Origin of the sequence: Brevibacterium moorei, from assembly GCF_024580735.1 — a bacterium.
Lineage (GTDB): Bacteria > Actinomycetota > Actinomycetes > Actinomycetales > Brevibacteriaceae > Brevibacterium > Brevibacterium moorei.
This window is the reverse complement of record NZ_JANIJX010000006.1, coordinates 119,031-135,920: the sequence shown is the minus strand read 5'-3', so window position 1 is coordinate 135,920 and position 16,890 is coordinate 119,031. Positions and strand designations below refer to the sequence as shown.

Genomic DNA, 16,890 nt, shown 5'->3' with positions numbered 1-16,890 from the left:
TGCGTCATGGTCTCCCCGGGATTCCGGCCGGCTGTCCGGCCTGCTCGAGTCGTGCTGCTCTATTTGGGCTGCATCCGGATGGCGCCGTCCAGTCGGATCGTCTCCCCGTTGAGGTAGGGATTCTCGACGATCTGGCGGGCCAGCAGCGCGTATTCCGGCGGTTCGCCCAGGCGCGAGGGGTTGGGCACCTGACGGCCCAGGGACTCCAGAACGTTGTCGGGGGCACCGAGCATCAGCGGGGTCTTGAAGATGCCGGGGGCGATCGTGTTGACACGGATCAGACCGGAGGCCAGGTCGCGTGCCGCGGTCAGCGTCAGGCTGACGACGCCACCCTTGGAGGCGGAGTACGCGGACTGGCCGATCTGGCCGTCGAATGCCGCGGCGGAGGCGGTGTTGATGATCACGCCGCGCTCACCGTCGATGGGTTCCTGTGCGCGCATGGCGGCCGCACCCAGGCGCAGCACGTTGAAGGTGCCGACCAGGTTGACCTCGAGGACCTTGCGGAAGGTCTCCAGTGGGAATACCCCGTCCTTGCCCACGATCCGGTGGGCCGAGCCGATCCCGGCGCAGTTGACGACGGCGCGGATGTCGCCGAACTCCTTGGCCTTCTCGATCGCCGCGGTGACGTCTTCCTCGCTGGTGACGTCGCCGGGGGCGAACAGGGCGGTGCCCGGTGCCTGGGCGTTGTAGTCCTCGGCGATCTGCGCGCCGACCGAGCGCGGCAGGTCGAAGAGGACGACCTTCGCGCCGGCGCGCACCAGTTCGTCTGCTGTCGCCTTGCCCAGACCGGATGCGCCTCCGGTGATGAAGGCCACGTGTCCTGCGATGTTCATACTGCTTCCTCCTCGAAGCATCGACTGATTTCGGAGGGACATCCGAATACAGTCCATCTTGACTGTTTTTGTCCCAGGTGTAAAGCTGGTCACATCCAAACAATCTCCCGATCCCCTCAAAGCGGAGCGGATTCGGACATCGCCTCGGAGGAACCCACATGACAGACGCAGTGATCGTCGCAGCCCGCCGCAGCGCCACCGGCAAGCGCAACGGCGCCCTTTCCGGCATCCACCCGGCAGACCTGGCCTCGACGGTGTTGGCCGATCTGGTCGCCACCACCGGCATCGACCCGGCCGTCATCGACGACGTGGTCTTCGGCTGCGTCAGCCAGGCCTTCGAACAGACCGGTGACATCGCCCGCACCGCCGCCCTGGGCGCCGGCTTCCCCGAGGACGTCACCGGTGTGACCATCGACCGCCAGTGCGGCTCCAGCCAGCAGGCCCTGCATTTCGCCGCGGCCACCGTGGCCTCCGGCCAGGCCGATGTCGTCATCGCCGGCGGTGTGGAGTCCATGTCGCGCGTGCCCATGGGCTCGACCTCCCAGGGCAAGTCCCCCTACGGCCAGGCCTTCAAGTCCCGCTACCCCGGCGACAACCCCAACCAGGGCATCGGCGCCGAGATGATCTGCGATCGCTGGGGCTTCGACCGCACCCAGCTCGACGAATTCTCCCTGCGCTCCCACGCCCTGGCCGCCGAGGCGACCGACAAGGGCGAATTCACCGACCAGATCGTGCCCGTGCAGACCGAATCGGGCGCCGTCACCGTCGATGAGGGGATCCGCCGCGGCGGCACCCTGGAATCGCTGGGCAAGCTGAACACCGTGTTCCGCGAGGATGGCCGGATCACCGCAGGCAATGCCTCGCAGATCTCCGACGGCTCGGCCGCGATGCTCGTCATGACCTCGGCCAAGGCCAAGGAACTGGGCCTGACCCCGCTGGTGCGCGTGCACACCGCCGTGCTCGCCGGCGACGATCCGCGCATTATGCTCACCGCGCCCATCCCCGCCACCGCCAAGGCTCTGAAGCGTTCGGGCCTGTCGGTTAACGACATCGGCACCTTCGAGGTCAACGAGGCCTTCGCCCCCGTCCCGCTGGCCTGGCTCAAGGAGACCGGCGCGGACATCGAGCGCCTCAATCCGCAGGGCGGCGCAATCGCCCTGGGCCACCCGCTGGGCGGCTCCGGGGCGCGTCTGATGACGACCATGATCTACCGGATGGTCAACCAGAATATCCGTTACGGACTGCAGACCATGTGCGAGGGCGGCGGCCAGGCCAACGCCACCATCCTGGAACTGGTCTGAGGAGGATGCGATGAAGCGCAATCTCTATGAAGAGGACCACGAGGCCTTCCGCGGCACCGTCGCCGCTTTCCTCGAGAAGGAAATGGCGCCCCACCGCGAGGAGTGGGAACAGGCCAAGAACACCGGGCGCGAGATCTGGAAGAAGGCCGCCGAGGCCGGCCTGATCGGGTTCTCCCAGCCCGAGGAGTACGGCGGTGCAGGAGTCGACGACTTCCGCTTCCACATGGTCATCAGCGAGGAGGTCGCCAAGCGCGGCCTGGGCGGATGCACCGGTGGCTGGGGCGTCTCCGACGGGATCGTGCCCGGCTATCTGCTGAGCTTCGGAAACGAGGAACAGAAGCAGAAGTACCTGCCCGGCCTGGTCGCAGGCGAGCTGATCGCAGCGATCGCCATGACAGAACCGGGCGCCGGCTCGGACCTGCAGGGCATCACGACCCGCGCGGTGCGCGCGGACGACGGTTCGGGCGACTGGATCATCAATGGTTCGAAGACGTTCATCACCAACGGCCAGAACGCCGATTTCGTCGTCGTCGTGGCCCGCACCGACATGGACGTCAAGCCCTCCCGCGGGACCTCGCTCATCATCGTCGACGCCGGCACCCCCGGCTTCGAGCGCGGCCGCAACCTCGACAAGGTGGGCCTGGCGGCCCAGGACACCTCCGAGCTGTTCTTCACCGACGTCAGGGTCCCGGCGGGCAATCTGCTGGGCCAGGAGGGCCAGGGCTTCAAACACCTGATGGCCAATCTGCCCTTCGAGCGCCTGTCGATCGCCTCCGGTGCCGTCGCGGCCTGCCGCGCGGCCCTGGACTGGACCGGGGAGTACGTGTTCAACCGCAAGGCCTTCGGCGGGACCATCGGGGACTTCCAGAACACCCAGTTCACGCTGGCCGAGCTGGAGACCAGGGTGGACGCCGCCGAGGCCTATCTGGACCGCTGCGCCCTGGCCCTGAATGCCGGTGAGCTCACCGCGACCGAGGCCGCAAAGGCCAAGTGGCTGACCTCCGACCTGCAGGTCGAGCTGGTCACCCGCTGCCTACAGCTGTTCGGCGGCTACGGCTTCATGAACGAGTACCCGATCGCCCGGGCGTTCCGCGACAGCCGGATCCAGCCGATCTACGGTGGCACCACCGAGGTCATGAAGTACATCATCGGCAAGGAACTGCAGAAGCGCTACACGCTGAACTGAGGTCCCTTCCACCCATCACGCCGTCGTCGCAGCCCATCCCGCGAAGGATGCACTGCGGCGGCGGCGTGATGTGAATCGCACGGCCCTTCCCGTCTATCCCGCACCAGGCCCCCGGTCCGGACCCGATCACAAAGCACAATGCGCAGCACGAAAATGCGCAGTACAAAGCAGTACAAAGGAGTACACCTTGACCCAGCCCGCCCCGGACACCTCCACCGGAATCCCCACCGCGGTCCGCCGCAACCACTGGAACCAGCAGATCCTCGGACATGCCAGGGTCCGCCCCGATGTCATCGCCTTCAAACACCGCGGTGTGCCGTACACCTGGGGACGGATCAACCAGCTGATCGAGCACACCGCCGCCGCGCTGGACCGCCGCGGAGTCGGGCACGGCGACCGGATAGCCACCCTGGCGCTCAACCACATCGGCCACATCGTCGCCGCCATGGCCGCCAACCGGCTGGGCGCGATCTTCGTGCCCATCAACACCCGCCTGACAACCCCGGAGATCGCCTACATCCTCGACGACGCGGACGCCAATACCGTCTTCGTCGATCCCGCCCTGTTGCCCCGGATCACCGATTATGCGCAGGCCGCGGGCCGGGCCGCCGCGCTGTCGCGGATCCTCGTCTTCGATTCGGAGGTCCCGGGTGAAACGGGCCTGGCCGAGGCCGCCATCGCCGCCGCGCCCGCCTGCCCGCCCGTCCTCGAACGCCATGCCGCGCTGGCCGCGGAGGACCCCGCCGATTTCATCGCACCCGATGTCGCCGAGTACACGACCTGCATGATCATGTACACCTCCGGGACCACCGGCCGGCCCAAGGGCGCAATGTTGGACTATATGAACATGGTCTCGCAGGCGAACACCATCATCCGCGTCAACGAGGTCCGCACCGACGACGTCTGCTTCGTCACCGCGCCGTTCTTCCACACCGCGTCCTGGGGCAATATGGCGGGCAATATCACGATGGGGGCCACCTCCGTCATCCACCCGCTGGGTGCCTTCAACCCCGTCGAGGTGCTCGACGCCTATGAGGCCGAGGGCGCGAACTTCACCTTCAACGTCCCCCAGCAGTGGCAGCAGCTGTGCGATGCCAGGGACGCGGGCAGGCCCGGCGGTGGCGACTGGGACCTGGCCCTGCGCGTGATCTGCTGGGGCGCGGCCCCGGCCAGTGAGAATCTGCTGCGGCACATGGCGCGCAGCTTCCCCGGCACGAACATCGTGGCGGCCCTCGGGCAAACGGAGATGTCGCCGGTGACCTGCAGCCTGTCCGGGCCGGACTCCCTGCGCAAGATCGGTTCGATCGGCAAGCCCCTGCCCACGCTGCAGACGCGCATCGTCGATCCGGCGATGAACGATGTCACCCCAGGCGAAGTCGGCGAACTCGTCTACCAGGGCCCCAACCTCATGCAGGGCTACTGGCGCAAACCAGAAGAAACCGCCAAAGCCTTCACCGGCGGCTGGTTCCACTCCGGAGACCTCGTCCGCGCCGACGACGAGGGCTTCCTCTACATCGTCGACCGCGCCAAGGACATGATCATCTCCGGCGGCGAGAACATCTACTGCACCGAAGTCGAAAACGTCCTCTTCGACCACCCAGCCGTCCTAGAAGCAGCCGTCTACCGCCGCCCCGACGAACGCTGGGGCGAAGTCCCCATCGCCGCCGTTGCGCTGCGCGAAGGAGCCCAGCTGACCCTGGACGAACTGCGCACCTGGCTCGACGACCGACTGGCCCGCTTCAAACAACCCAAGGACCTCGTCTTCGTCGACACCCTGCCCCGCAACGCCTCCGGCAAGGTCCGCAAAGTCGACCTGCGGCAGGCACAGGGCTGAATGATTCAGTCCTGAATGGCCGACCGGAGGTCGTCCCACAGATCCTCGACGTGCTCGATGCCGATGCTCAGGCGCAACAGGCCGGCGGGGACGGACTCCGGTTCTGCGGCGTGCCTGCGCCGCCGCTCGATCAGGCTCTCCACCCCGCCCAGGGAGGTCGCCGGGGTGAACAGCCGCACCGCCTCCGCCACGCGCACCGCCGCCTCGGCACTACCCATGTCCACGCAGATGATGGAACCGAAGCCGCCTGACATCTGGGCCGCGGCGCGCGCATGGCCGGGGTCGGTGGGCAGGCCGGGATAGCGCACGCTCATTCCGGGCACGACCTCCGCCAGATCCGCCAGGCGTTCGGCCAGCAGCTGCGCGTTCGACATCGAGCGCTCGACGCGCAGCGCCATGGTCCGCAGGCCCCGCAGACCCAGCCACACCTCCATGGGGCCCGCGATCCCGCCGTGGATCGAGCGGCGGGTCAGGACCGCCTCGCGCAGGTCCTCGCGCGAGGTCAGGACGGCGCCGAGCACCACGTCCGAGTGCCCCGCGATGTACTTCGTGGCCGAGTGCACGACCAGATCCGCGTCCATTTCCAACGGCTTCTGGACCAGTGGGGTCGCGAACGTGTTGTCCACGCAGACATAGGCCCCGGCCGCGTGCGCGCCGGTGATCAGCGCGGGCATATCGGCGACCTCGAGCATGGGGTTCGTGGGGCTTTCGATCCACAGCAGCACCGCGCGTTCGGTGCCCGCCGCGTCCTGCGCACCACCGGTCTGGGAGTCGGCCCCGGATGTGGCGGTGGCGTGCGCGGCAGTGGCCGTGCGCACCGCGGCGAGCACGGCCTCGGTGTCGGCGATATCGACGGTGACCAGGTCGAAGCGGCCCGAGGCCGCCGTCGCCCCCGCACCCGACAGCGCGCCCATATAGCAGTGCTCGGGCATGATGACGGTGCCGCCGGGGGCCACCGTCTCCAGGGCAGCGGATATCGCCGCCAGGCCCGAGGCGAACACCAGTCCGGGCAGCTTCGCACCCTCCAGCGTGGCCAGGGCGGATTCGAACGGATCCCAGGTGGGATTGCCGAAGCGGGCGTAGCCGTAGTCATCGGCCGTGATGTCCTCGGTCCCGATGAAGGTCGAGGTGAAGACCACCGGAGGGTTCAAGGGCGCATCGTGGGCTCGGTCGGGCCGGCCCAGATCGACTACCAGTGTTTCCGGGGCGAGCGGGCGGTCGGCGGAGGTGCCCATGGCGGGCTGCGCGTGCGATGGCTGCGCTGAATCAGTCGTCATGGTCCCACCCTAGACCCGGCCGGTTCCGACACGCCCTTGTAGATATGCGCCAAAGCTGAGTGATTGCCGTACGTTTGGATGACAAATCCTGTCCACGCGGCGGCACACTGGAGTGCGCGCTTCGTTCACCGCCGGCGGCACCCCACCAGGTGCGCCGGCCCATCCACCGTCTCCCAGAAGGAGCCCTGCTTTTGACCGCCCAGTTAGTCGCGATCCTGATATTCATCGCCATCTTCGCCGTCGGTGCCATCCGCGGTGTCCACATCGGCGTGCTGATGCTCGCCGGCGCTGCGGGCGTCGGCCTGACGATCGCACATATGAAGGCTGCGGACATCGTCGCGGGCTTCCCCCTGGACATCATGGTGCTGCTGGTCGGAGTGACCCTGTTCTTCGCGATCGCGCAGACCAACGGCACCGTTGACCGGTTGATCGACATGGCCCTGTCCAAGGTCGGCGCCAATCCACTGGTGTTGCCCTTCGTGTTCTTCGTGCTCACCGGCTGCATCTCCGCCATGGGCGCGCCCCTGGCCGGTCTGGTGATGATGCCCATCGGCATGCAGGTGGCACGGCGCTACAACGTCAACTTCGCCCTCATGGGCATGTCGATCTGCTTTGCCATCGGCGCCGGCGGTTTCGCCCCGACCAGCCTCTACGGCATCGTCACCTATGGCACCGCGAACAATGCGGGCATCGACCTGGGCGGCTTCCAGTTGTTCGGAATCGCGCTGGCGACCTATGCGCTCATGCTCATCGCCGCTTATCTGGTGCTGGGCCGGGACTCCTTCCGCGCCCACCGCGCGGCGAAGCGCCTGGCGGTGACCGGACCGGATATGGAACACAACGACAATCCCGTCTACCAGCCCAAGTCCGGCGCCTCGGCGATCAGCCGCGGCAAGGCCTCGACGTCCACCGTGCAGTTCGGCGAGGACGACGAGGACCAGGCGATGTTCACCGCCGATGACGCCCACACCGGCGCAGAGGCGACCGCAGTCAAGGGCCTGACCTGGATGCAGATCGTCACCTGTGTGGCCATCGTCGTACTGCTGGCCAGTGTCGTCGTGCTGGCCGCCTTCGGTCAGAAGCCCGACATCGGCCTGATCTGCTTCGGCCTCTCGGCGATTCTGCTGCTGTTGGACCCCAGCGCTTCCAAGGGCGCGATCACGAAGATCGACTGGTCGACCGTGTTGTTGGTCGGCGGCATCATCACCTATGTGGGCGTACTCGAGGAAATGGGCGCCGTCGAACTGCTGGGCCAGGGGGCCAAGTCCATCGGCTCCCCGCTCATCGCCGCCTTCGTCCTGTGCCTGGTCGGCGGTCTGGTCTCCGCCTTCGCCTCGACCACCGGCATCCTGGCAGCACTCATCCCGCTGGCCCTGCCGATGGTCGCCGACGGCGCGCTGCCCGGCTGGGCGCTCATCGCAGCGCTGGGCATCTGCTCGGCAGTGGTCGACGTCAGCCCCTTCTCCACCAACGGCGCCACCGCCGTGGCCACCGCGCCCGAGTCCGAGAAGCCCAAGCTGGTGCGGATCTTCACGTGGTTCGGCATGTCGATGGTCGTCGTCGGCCCGGTCCTGCTGGTGGGCGGCCTGGTCTGGCCCGCCAGCCTGTTCTAGGCACCCTCCCCCGCCCCCTAGTCCTGGCGTCCCGGTCTAAACGTTCCGGGCCAGGCGCCCCAGGCCTCACATTCGCAGGCACTTCGGTCTGATTCCCGGCAGGGAAATCGGACCGAAGTGCCTGCTCTTGTTTGAGCCGTCCGGGTCCTCGGTACTCGGGTTCGAGCCGTTCGGGTCACTCGGCTACAGGTCCAGGGCCAGTTCGACGAACTCCAGATCGTCGACCTTCGGAATGCCGAAGCGCGGCTGGCCGTACGGGAAGGGCTCCGTGGCGCCCGTGCGCGCCCACCGCTTGCGCTCATAATAGGCGATGAGGTCGGAGCGCTTGTTGATCACCGTCATCCGCATCCGGCTCGCCGCCCAGTGCTCCCGCGCCCAGTCCTGTGCCACCGCCATGAGCGCGCTGCCCAGTCCCGATCCCTGCCGGGTGGGGGCCACCGCGAAGGTGCCGTAGTAGGCGGTGCGCGCATCCTCGCGTTTGAGCAGCACAGTGCCTGCCAGCGCGCCGGAGTCCCCATCGCGCACCACCAGGGTCACGGAGTCCGGATCGGCCAGGGCCGCGGCGGCCATCTCGGCGTCCAGTCGCTGACCGCCCAACAGATCCGCCTCGGTCGTCCAGCCTGCGCGGCTGGAATCGCCGCGGTAGGCCGATTCGACCAGTGCCACCAGTTCCCCGATATCGGCCGAGGTCGCAGCGGCCAGCCGTAGCCCCTCCCCCAGCCGCGACTCGACGTGGCCGGCTGTAACCGTGGTGCCGCTGGTCCCCGCCCCGGACTCGGTCGAGTCACGCAGGGCTTCGTATGTCCAGGCCGCGAGCGCCGCGTCCTCCCAGCCCATGCCGGCTGTTTTGAACACAATAGGACCGGTGTCCGGCAGATTCCGGCCCTCCGCCACGACGGTGTCACGGAAGGTCACCGCGTCTGCGGGATCGAACAGGCCCTCCCGCTGGGCCAGCAGGGCGTCACCGCATTCGGACAGGACCGCGGCCCGGCTTTCGACGATCACGGTGGCCCGGCCCATCAGCTCCGCTGGCAATTCACGGCGTTCGGGGGCGTGGGAGCCGGCTGCGACGACCACGGCATCGTCTTTGACGTCGGCCGCGGCGAACAGGGGCTCGCCGGACGAGGTGACGGTGATGACGAGATCGGCTGCGCGCAGTGCCTCCGCGGCCTCCGGAGTGTTTTGGAGGACCTCGGCACAGCTCAACCCGGTCGTCTTCTCCGCCGCGCCCGTCGGCTCGGCTGCGGTCTGCTCAGCTGCGGTCTGCGGCCGGCCGGGGGTGCGCGCCAGGCCGGCCAGGACCTCGGCGGCACGGCCGGCGGTCCGCACGAACACGTCGACATGGTCGAGCGGCACGACCGCCGCTGCGGCCCGCAGATGCGGCAGCGCCTGGACGCCATTGCCGAACAGCGCGACCCGCACCCCCGTGGGGAACCGACGGCGCAGCGCATGGAAGACACCGGCCAGAGACACCGCCGGGGTGCGCAGTGCTGTCAGTGCGGCACCCTCGACGCGGGCCAACTCGGCATGTGTGGTGCCGTCGTACAGGGTGCAGGTGCCCTGGATGTACGGCAGTCCGCGGGCGGGGTTGTCCGGGGTCAGGGTCAGGACTTTGAGCGCATCATAGGTGCCGTAGGAACCGGGCATATAGAGCAGGGTGCCGTGCGGCAGGGAGCTCGAAAGGCGTTCGGGAACCGATTCCGGATCGACCCGGGTCACGGCCTCCATGATGGTGCGGATGGCGCGCGCCGGGGTGAGCGCGGAGTACAGGCTGTCTGCGGAGATGTCGAGCATGAAGCTCCCTTGCGGTTCTGTGATTGGCTGGCGCGGATTGTCTGGCTCGATGGTACGGAGGGCTTGTGACTCACCTCATTACCCTGTGTTTCAGGTTATGCGTACGATGCGGACATGAGCAATTTGCAGGTGGATATTCCCGCGGGCGCCAACAGATACGTGGGCGTATTGCCCGAACGCCCGGACGTCCCGGTGGCCTTCGCCGCCTTCTACGATGAGTCGGGAACGGGTGTGTCCCCGGAGGCGGGATCGGCCGCCGGGGACGCCGTGCAGACCACGGCGCCTGCGGCCCCTGCACCCACGACCCGCGTGTTCAACCACACCGTGACCGTCCCCGAGTTCGGCGGCCGGGGCTATGCCGCCCAAGTGGTCCGCGCTGCGCTCGACGATGCGGTTGCCCGGGGCCTGCGCATCAGATCGGAGTGCTCCTATGTGACGCACTTCCTCAGCGAACACCACGATTGGGACGCCCACCTGGCCCCCGCCCTTCCATAGACACCATCCTGGCGCGGGATTTACGTGCTATAGCAGGTAGATCCCGCGCCGACTTGGTGTCTGTGCGCCGGCTTGGTGTTTGCGCCAGGATGGTGTCTCGGCGCGGGTATGGTGTCTGCGCGCTGAGGCGGTGCCTGGCTTCATGGCAGCAGGCCCAGGTCCCGCATCCGGCGCTTGAATGTGCTCGGATCGACGACCTCGGCCCACATCGGGCGCTCCACCCGATACCCCTCGGCTTCGAGGCGGTGTTGACGGCGCTTCTCCGCGAGCAGGGGATCCTCACCTGCCCGCCGGTAGCCGCCCTGTTCAACGGTCTTGTACTTCGCCGCCCCGTCGACCTCGATGATGGTCGTCCCGTTGACCCGGAAGTCCACCCTGGCGATGAGGGCCCCGTGCCGATCGTAGATCGGCACCTGCTGTTCGACCACGGGTACCATTCCACATTCGTAGAAGCGGACCAGACACAGGCTCTCCCCCGGGCTCTCTGCCAGCCCGGTGGCCAGGGACAGACAGGTCCTTACCCGTCTGCTGTGACTCAAACGCCAATCGGATTCGACGATCAGCGCCAGCTGCCCGCGCACTCCACCGGCGTCCGGGGCGCCCCGCAGCAGATGGTCCAGCGCGATCACCCCGGCCTCCAGCGATATGTCAGCGGCCAGGTCCACAGCCGTCCGGACGGGGTCGGTGACTTTGAGCTGGCCCCATCCCAACACCTGCGCGGATGGGATATCGCGCTGGCGGCGTCGGAGCACGGCCTGGGTCCGCGATCGGTCAGGACTGCTGACCGTCACGTGGCCGGGTCGTGCTTGCAGGATCGGAATGCCGTGCACCAGTGCCGCCGACTCATGGCTGACCACGTCACTGTCCCTGATACCGGATACCACCTGGACCAGACCCACATGCACGCCGGCCCAGAATCTGGCGCGCAGCCCGGTATCCGAGCGGTTCGCCGACAGTTTGCGTACGATTTCCAGCATCGCGGAGTCGTCGATGAAACGGTGGAACTCCGGATGCCCCGTACATTCGGCGAGAACGATGTACGCTCCGCGGGCCACATGGGACAAGCAGCAGCGCAGCCCGCGGCGCAGGGCCTCGTGCCGGATTCCCACGGCGGTAGCCTGTTCGGCTGTGAAGACGTTTCTCATGCCGGCAACTTTGGCGCGGATGACCGCCCGGGTCCAGGGGCCGATTCCCGTCTGTGGACAACCCGATCGGTCCACAGCCCGGAACGACGCAGGGTCGCACATGTGTCCACAGGCGCTGGTCCCTGGGTGGGGAGCTCGGCGTCCCGGAACACCAGATCATTCGTAGACACCATCCTGGCGCGGGATTTACGTGCTATAGCAGGTAGATCCCGCGCCAGGATGGTGTCTATGCGCCGGCTTGGTGTCTACGCGCTAACCGGATGCCCGGCGCTCAGTGTTCGTCGACGAAGTTCACCTCGTCGAAGGGATCGCTGCCGTTGAGGACGCGTTGGACCTGCTCCTTGTCGACTTCCTTCGTCCAGGTGCCGACCAGCAGGGTGGCGACGGCGTTGCCGGTGAAGTTGGTCAGGGCGCGGGCTTCTGACATGAACTTGTCGATGCCCACGATCACGCCCATTCCGCCCAGCATCTCCGGCTTGTGGGCGGACAGGCCGGCGGCCAGGGTGGACAGTCCCGCACCGGAGACCCCGGCGGCTCCCTTGGCCGCGATGATCATGACGACCAGCAGGGAGATCTGCTGGCCCAGATTCATCGGATCACCCATCGCATTGGCGACGAACAGCGCCGACATGGTCAGGTAGATCGCGGTGCCGTCGAGGTTGAAGGAGTATCCGGTGGGCACGACGATGCCCACCACGGGCTTGGACACGCCGATGTGCTCCATCTTGGCGATCAGCCGGGGCAGTGCGGATTCGGACGAGGAGGTCGAGAAGATCAACAGGTATTCCTTGCCCAGGTACTTCATGAGTTTGAAGATGTTGAAGCCGGTGAACAACTTGAGCACCAGCCCCAGGATCACGGCGATGAACAGGATGCACGTCAGGTAGAAGGCACCCATCAGGATCGCCAGCGAACCGATGGCGGCCCACCCCGTCTTGCCGACCACCGCAGCGATCGCCCCGAAGGCGCCGAACGGGGCCGTCCACATGATCCATGACATGATCTTCAGAACGACCTTCTGAATGACCTGGACCAGCTCCAACAGCGGCTGCCCCTTCTCCCCCATTCCCTGCAGGGCGAAGCCCACCAGCAGCGCGGTGAACAGGGTCGGCAGCACGGGCACATCGCCGGGGATGATCTCGAAGACCATATCCCAGGCGCCGTGCCCGCCACCGGACTTGCCCGCCTCGTACGCGCTCAGGTGCAGTCCGTCACCGGGATGGATGACATTGCCGACGAACAACCCGATGATCAGGGCCAGGGTCGACATGATGAGGAAGTACACGATCGCCATGATGCCGACTTTGCCGACGGTGCTGGCCTTCGCGATCGCGCCCACGCCGGTGACGATGGTGCAGAAGATGACCGGGGCGATGATCATCTTGATCAGCGCGATGAAGATATCGGCCAGAACCTGCAGTCCGCCGGCGGCGGGGCCGGTCATGAGGCCGACGATGACGCCCAGAACCACGGCGAAGATCACGCCGATGTAGAGCCAGTGGGTCCGGTCCCTGTGTTTCACGGCCGCAGGGGGTGCGGGAGAAGTGGGCGCAGCCGGGGTCGGCGACGATGTCATGGGGATGCTCCTTTGGGCAATAAGCGGGTCCGCGCACGGCGGCGGGACGCATATCGGGGATTGTGTGGGGTAGGGATGTGCGTGCTGGGCCGGGGAAGGCCCACACCTTTCCCATTGAACATCCAGTTCCCTTCCAGGTCAAACCATTTGCACATCGCATACACCCGCGCCCCGTCCCACCAGGTGAACCGTGTCCCTGGGGTGGTCGGGGGTTTCCTACTACACTTGGCCCCAAGGGTGTAACCCTCGCGAGCACCCGCTTATCCCTTAACGAAAGGCACAGCAACATGGACGTGCAAGCCATCATCGACAAGCTCCACACCGGGGTTTACATCAACGGCCAGTGGCGCGATGCCGAGGGCGGCAAGACCATCGACGTCGTCAACCCCGCCACCGGTGAGGTCCTCACCCAGATCGCCGATGCATCCGAGGCCGATGCGCTCGAGGCGATCAGGGTCGCAGGCGAGACGCAGAAGTCCTGGGCCCGGGTCCCCGCCCGCGAACGCGGTGAGATCCTGCGCCGCGCCTTCGAACTGCTGGGCGAGCGCAAGAACGAGATCGCAGCGGTGATGACCGCGGAGATGGGCAAGCCCTTCTCCGAGGCCCTGGGCGAGGTGAGCTACGGCGGCGAGTTCTTCCGCTGGTTCTCCGAAGAGGCCGTCCGTGTCAAGGGCGAGTTCATGAACTCCACCGATGGCAACACCCGCATCATGGTCTCGAAGGAACCGGTGGGTCCCGCCATCCTCGTCACCCCCTGGAACTTCCCCCTGGCCATGGGCACTCGCAAGATCGGCCCGGCGATCGCCGCCGGCTGCACCATGGTGCTCAAGCCCGCCAAGCTGACGCCGCTGACCTCCTTCTTCCTCACGGAGATCCTGGAGGAAGCCGGTCTGCCCGCCGGTGTGCTCAACGTCGTCACCTCCAACTCCGCGCGCCGCGTGGTCACCCCCTGGATGGAGTCGGGCATCGCCCGCAAGATCACCTTCACCGGTTCGACCGAGGTGGGTGTGGGCCTGCTCGAACAGGCCGCCAAGGGCGTTATGAAGACGTCCATGGAACTGGGTGGCAACGCCCCGTTCGTCGTCTGCGAGGATGCCGACGTCGACAAGGCCGTCGAGGGCGCAATGCTGGCCAAGATGCGCAATATCGGCGAGGCCTGCACGGCTGCCAACCGCTTCTTCGTCCACCGTGCGGTGGCCGAGGAGTTCACCCAGAAGCTGGCCGCGCGGATGTCGGCGATGACCGTGGGCAACGGTCTGGAAGACGGCATCGAGGTCGGTCCGCTGGTCGAGGAGGCCGCGCGCGACAAGGTCGCCGGCCTGGTCGACGAGGCCGTGGCCGCCGGCGCGACGGTGGTCACCGGTGGGGCGAAGGTTGAGGGCGCCGGCTTCTTCTACGCGCCGACCGTCGTCACCGATATCCCGGAGCACGTTGCCCTGCGCAGCGAGGAGATCTTCGGCCCGGTCGCCCCGATCATCGTCTTCGACACCGACGACGAGGCCATCGAGAAGGCCAATGAGACCGATTTCGGCCTGGCGGGTTACCTGTTCACGGAGAATCTGCAGCGCGGCCTGGACCTCTCGGAGCGGCTGGAATGCGGCATGATCGGCCTGAACACCGGTCTGGTGTCGAACCCGGCTGCGCCCTTCGGTGGCGTCAAGCAGTCCGGTCTGGGCCGTGAGGGCGGTTCGGTCGGCATCGACGAGTTCCTCGAGACCAAGTACACTGCGGTCCCCCGCTTCGCCTGAGCCGATGCCGCCGGGCGGCGCACCGCCGCCCGGCGGCCCTGCTCACCCCCGGGTGCCGGGCAGGACCCCTCGAGTGGCCCAAGGCCCGCCCACCGGCGCCGAATAGACGAGGGCCCCGATCCTGATCAGGATCGGGGCCTCGTCATGGGTTCTGCCCTATGCTCCGCCGTTCGAAGCCACTGCCGTTCGAAGCCGCTGGGCCCGCTCGAACTCACGCCGGGCACCAGCTACCGGGCAGCCGCCCGCTCAGGCGCGACGGCGGGCCAGCACGTCGTCCAGCGAGCCCAGACCGGAAGTCCCGGTCGCCGGCAGCTCGACGGCGGCACTGGAGCGCTTCGACTCCCCACCGCGGATGGCCGCGCGGCCATGGGCCAGGGGCCCGTCCTCGCGGCTCGCATCAGTCAGTTCTGCACGCTCACCGACTTCGGCGACGAAGGACTCCGCCGCGGCATCACGATGACCGCCGGCGTAGGAAGCGGCATCAGCCTGGCGGGCGGCCGAGGCCACACGCGGCACCTCGGGGGCGTTGACATAGGTGGGAACGGGCACGCCGGCCGGCTTCCACGCCGAGCCCAGGTGCAGTTCGGGCGCGGCAGGGGCGGGAGCCGCCTCCGGCTCGTCCGGCGCCGCGGGCGCGGCCGGCTTGGAGCCCTGCGCAGCAGCGGGGCTCGCCTTTCCGGGGGCTGCGGACCCACGGCGCATGATGACGTTCGTGTCCTCTTCATCGTGGCCGATGACCACCGGCGCCGGCACCCGGTCCGGCCGCTGCGGAACGGTCGGGGCGGGGCCGGCAGCGCTGGACGTCTCCTCCGGGCGCGGGGCCTGTGCTGCGGCGGTCTGAGCGGCCCTGGCGAGACGCGCCTGACGGACCGCTGCCGCCTGCGAGGCCTGCGCCGGGGTGCGAACTCCGGCGGCGGCCCGGGAGCGCGGCTTCGATTCGGTGGCGGCGGCAGGCCGGTCCTGGGCCCTGGGACGTACCTTCTCCTGCCCAGCCGAGCGAGCGTTTTCGTCTGCCGGGGCCGGGCGCTGCGATCCGGTGGACCGGCCTGCTGCGTTCCGCTGCGCGGCAGGACGCTCAACCACGGGCCGCTCGGCGGGCCGCTCGCTCATGGCGGGGGCCTCGTCGGCGGTGAAATTCAGGAAGACGACGACCAACAGGCTGCTCAGGCTCAGAGCCGCCGAGAGCACTGGCACGGCCAGCAGCAGCGAGGTGAAGATGCTCAGCACCGCCGTGACCAGGGCGACCAGGCCGAATACGGCGAAGGACAACCCGAACATGCGCTTGAGTCCCGCCGCCCGTGGGGTGGCGGTCGATCGGGCCGGAGCGGCGCTCGAGTCCACCCGGGGGGTGGACGTCCGGGCGGTGGGCCGGTGGGCCGGACCATGGGTCACGTGCGTACCGGGACGGTGCTGCGCATTGTGCATAGTCATATCCAAACCTGCAGTGGTCGACGATGTGGGTCCGAGGGTGCTGCCGATGGAGCCGTGATCATCCATCCTGTCATGAACTCTGATATCTGACGACCCCACGATGTGCAATCCGGTGGGTGCCCCGGCCGACTCGCCGGGTCCGGACTGGGTTTCCAGTACGATGGGAGCCCCCTGCCCCACCGCCATCGGCAGCACCTGTTCCTCCGGCTGTTCGACGCCCTGTTCGGCGCCGTCCTGTTCGAGTCCGCCGGACACACCGGCGCCGCGCGCCAGGTCGCCCTCGACCACGCGCAGACGGGGCGTCTGCGGGCCCAGGATGAGATGGGCCGCCGGGGCGGACTCCGCCGTCCCTGACAGGGGCAGCGACGGTCGGGCCGTCGGGGTGAGTATCCCCGGCAGGGAGCCTGCCGCACCGCAGTCGGCGCGCACGTCCACGTCCGCTGTCACGGGAAGGGCGGTCTCCGGCAGCGTGTCGCGCTGGGACTCCTGGGCCGCAGTATCCCCACGGCGAGCCAGAAGGGGCAGGGCGAACACGAACAACACGGTGACGATGACTGCGATCGCGATGCTGGTATCCACATACTCACCCTAGGGTGAGTAACCGTCCGGGGAGAGGATAAAACCTGGCGTGTCCGCGAACACGCAAGAATTCCTAGG

12 protein-coding genes are annotated in these 16,890 nt (G+C 67.7%); 6 read left to right on the top strand and 6 right to left on the bottom strand.

The annotated features are described in order from the left end of the window. Positions 1–59: 59 nt before the first annotated feature. Complete coding sequence (locus NQ034_RS06425) at positions 60–833, bottom strand: 3-hydroxyacyl-CoA dehydrogenase (RefSeq protein ID WP_257047747.1); 774 nt, start codon at positions 831–833, stop codon at positions 60–62. A 158-nt stretch (positions 834–991) separates the two neighbouring features. On the opposite strand from NQ034_RS06425, the gene NQ034_RS06420 reads away from it, so the two are divergent. The 3 genes from NQ034_RS06420 (at position 992) to NQ034_RS06410 (ending at position 5,154) form a co-directional block, all read left to right on the top strand. After that, positions 992–2,134: a thiolase family protein gene (locus NQ034_RS06420; RefSeq protein WP_257047746.1), complete on the top strand. Its 1,143-nt coding sequence runs from the start codon at positions 992–994 to the stop codon at positions 2,132–2,134. 10 nt (positions 2,135–2,144) lie between these two features. Continuing rightward, positions 2,145–3,320 carry an acyl-CoA dehydrogenase family protein gene (locus NQ034_RS06415; protein WP_257047745.1) on the top strand — a complete coding sequence of 392 codons (1,176 nt, stop codon included), beginning with the start codon at positions 2,145–2,147 and terminating at the stop codon, positions 3,318–3,320. Between the two features lie 187 nt (positions 3,321–3,507). Next, positions 3,508–5,154: an AMP-binding protein gene (locus NQ034_RS06410; RefSeq protein ID WP_257047744.1), complete on the top strand. Its 1,647-nt coding sequence runs from the start codon at positions 3,508–3,510 to the stop codon at positions 5,152–5,154. A 5-nt stretch (positions 5,155–5,159) separates the two neighbouring features. Here the strand turns inward: NQ034_RS06410 and NQ034_RS06405 are convergent, their stop codons facing one another. Beyond that, on the bottom strand, positions 5,160–6,389 hold the full coding sequence (locus tag NQ034_RS06405) for a trans-sulfuration enzyme family protein (protein ID WP_257047777.1): 1,230 nt from the start codon (positions 6,387–6,389) through the stop codon (positions 5,160–5,162). Positions 6,390–6,622: 233 nt separating this feature from the next. On the opposite strand from NQ034_RS06405, the gene NQ034_RS06400 reads away from it, so the two are divergent. Next, positions 6,623–8,044: an SLC13 family permease gene (locus NQ034_RS06400; RefSeq protein ID WP_257047743.1), complete on the top strand. Its 1,422-nt coding sequence runs from the start codon at positions 6,623–6,625 to the stop codon at positions 8,042–8,044. Positions 8,045–8,227: 183 nt separating this feature from the next. On the opposite strand, the gene NQ034_RS06395 is transcribed toward NQ034_RS06400, so the two are convergent. After that, positions 8,228–9,838, bottom strand: a complete 1,611-nt coding sequence (locus tag NQ034_RS06395) for a GNAT family N-acetyltransferase (protein WP_257047742.1) — start codon at positions 9,836–9,838, stop codon at positions 8,228–8,230. Between the two features lie 114 nt (positions 9,839–9,952). On the opposite strand from NQ034_RS06395, the gene NQ034_RS06390 reads away from it, so the two are divergent. Then, positions 9,953–10,333, top strand: a complete 381-nt coding sequence (locus NQ034_RS06390) for a GNAT family N-acetyltransferase (protein ID WP_257047741.1) — start codon at positions 9,953–9,955, stop codon at positions 10,331–10,333. A 140-nt stretch (positions 10,334–10,473) separates the two neighbouring features. Here the strand turns inward: NQ034_RS06390 and NQ034_RS06385 are convergent, their stop codons facing one another. Together NQ034_RS06385 and NQ034_RS06380 are read right to left on the bottom strand one after the other, a co-directional pair. Continuing rightward, positions 10,474–11,478 (bottom strand): hypothetical protein, encoded by a 1,005-nt coding sequence (locus NQ034_RS06385; RefSeq protein WP_257047740.1) that lies wholly within the window; start codon positions 11,476–11,478, stop codon positions 10,474–10,476. A 271-nt stretch (positions 11,479–11,749) separates the two neighbouring features. Beyond that, the gene (locus NQ034_RS06380; protein WP_257047739.1) at positions 11,750–13,054 is read right to left on the bottom strand and encodes a cation:dicarboxylate symporter family transporter; all 1,305 of its coding nucleotides are present in this window, start codon (positions 13,052–13,054) and stop codon (positions 11,750–11,752) included. Between the two features lie 287 nt (positions 13,055–13,341). On the opposite strand from NQ034_RS06380, the gene NQ034_RS06375 reads away from it, so the two are divergent. Beyond that, positions 13,342–14,802: an NAD-dependent succinate-semialdehyde dehydrogenase gene (locus NQ034_RS06375; protein WP_257047738.1), complete on the top strand. Its 1,461-nt coding sequence runs from the start codon at positions 13,342–13,344 to the stop codon at positions 14,800–14,802. 246 nt (positions 14,803–15,048) lie between these two features. Here NQ034_RS06375 and NQ034_RS06370 read toward each other — a convergent pair whose 3' ends face one another. Then, complete coding sequence (locus NQ034_RS06370) at positions 15,049–16,812, bottom strand: hypothetical protein (RefSeq protein ID WP_257047737.1); 1,764 nt, start codon at positions 16,810–16,812, stop codon at positions 15,049–15,051. Between the last annotated feature and the right edge of the window lie 78 nt (positions 16,813–16,890).

Excerpts from the sequence above, each read along its gene's own strand:
- NQ034_RS06425 (WP_257047747.1), bottom strand. The coding sequence starts at position 833 with ATGAACATCGCAGGACACGTGGCCTTCATCACCGGAGGCGCATCCGGT.
- NQ034_RS06420 (WP_257047746.1), top strand. The coding sequence starts at position 992 with ATGACAGACGCAGTGATCGTCGCAGCCCGCCGCAGCGCCACCGGCAAG.
- NQ034_RS06415 (WP_257047745.1), top strand. The coding sequence starts at position 2,145 with ATGAAGCGCAATCTCTATGAAGAGGACCACGAGGCCTTCCGCGGCACC.
- NQ034_RS06405 (WP_257047777.1), bottom strand. The coding sequence starts at position 6,389 with ATGGGCACCTCCGCCGACCGCCCGCTCGCCCCGGAAACACTGGTAGTC.
- NQ034_RS06395 (WP_257047742.1), bottom strand. The coding sequence starts at position 9,838 with ATGCTCGACATCTCCGCAGACAGCCTGTACTCCGCGCTCACCCCGGCG.
- NQ034_RS06390 (WP_257047741.1), top strand. The coding sequence starts at position 9,953 with ATGAGCAATTTGCAGGTGGATATTCCCGCGGGCGCCAACAGATACGTG.
- NQ034_RS06385 (WP_257047740.1), bottom strand. The coding sequence starts at position 11,478 with ATGAGAAACGTCTTCACAGCCGAACAGGCTACCGCCGTGGGAATCCGG.
- NQ034_RS06380 (WP_257047739.1), bottom strand. The coding sequence starts at position 13,054 with ATGACATCGTCGCCGACCCCGGCTGCGCCCACTTCTCCCGCACCCCCT.
- NQ034_RS06375 (WP_257047738.1), top strand. The coding sequence starts at position 13,342 with ATGGACGTGCAAGCCATCATCGACAAGCTCCACACCGGGGTTTACATC.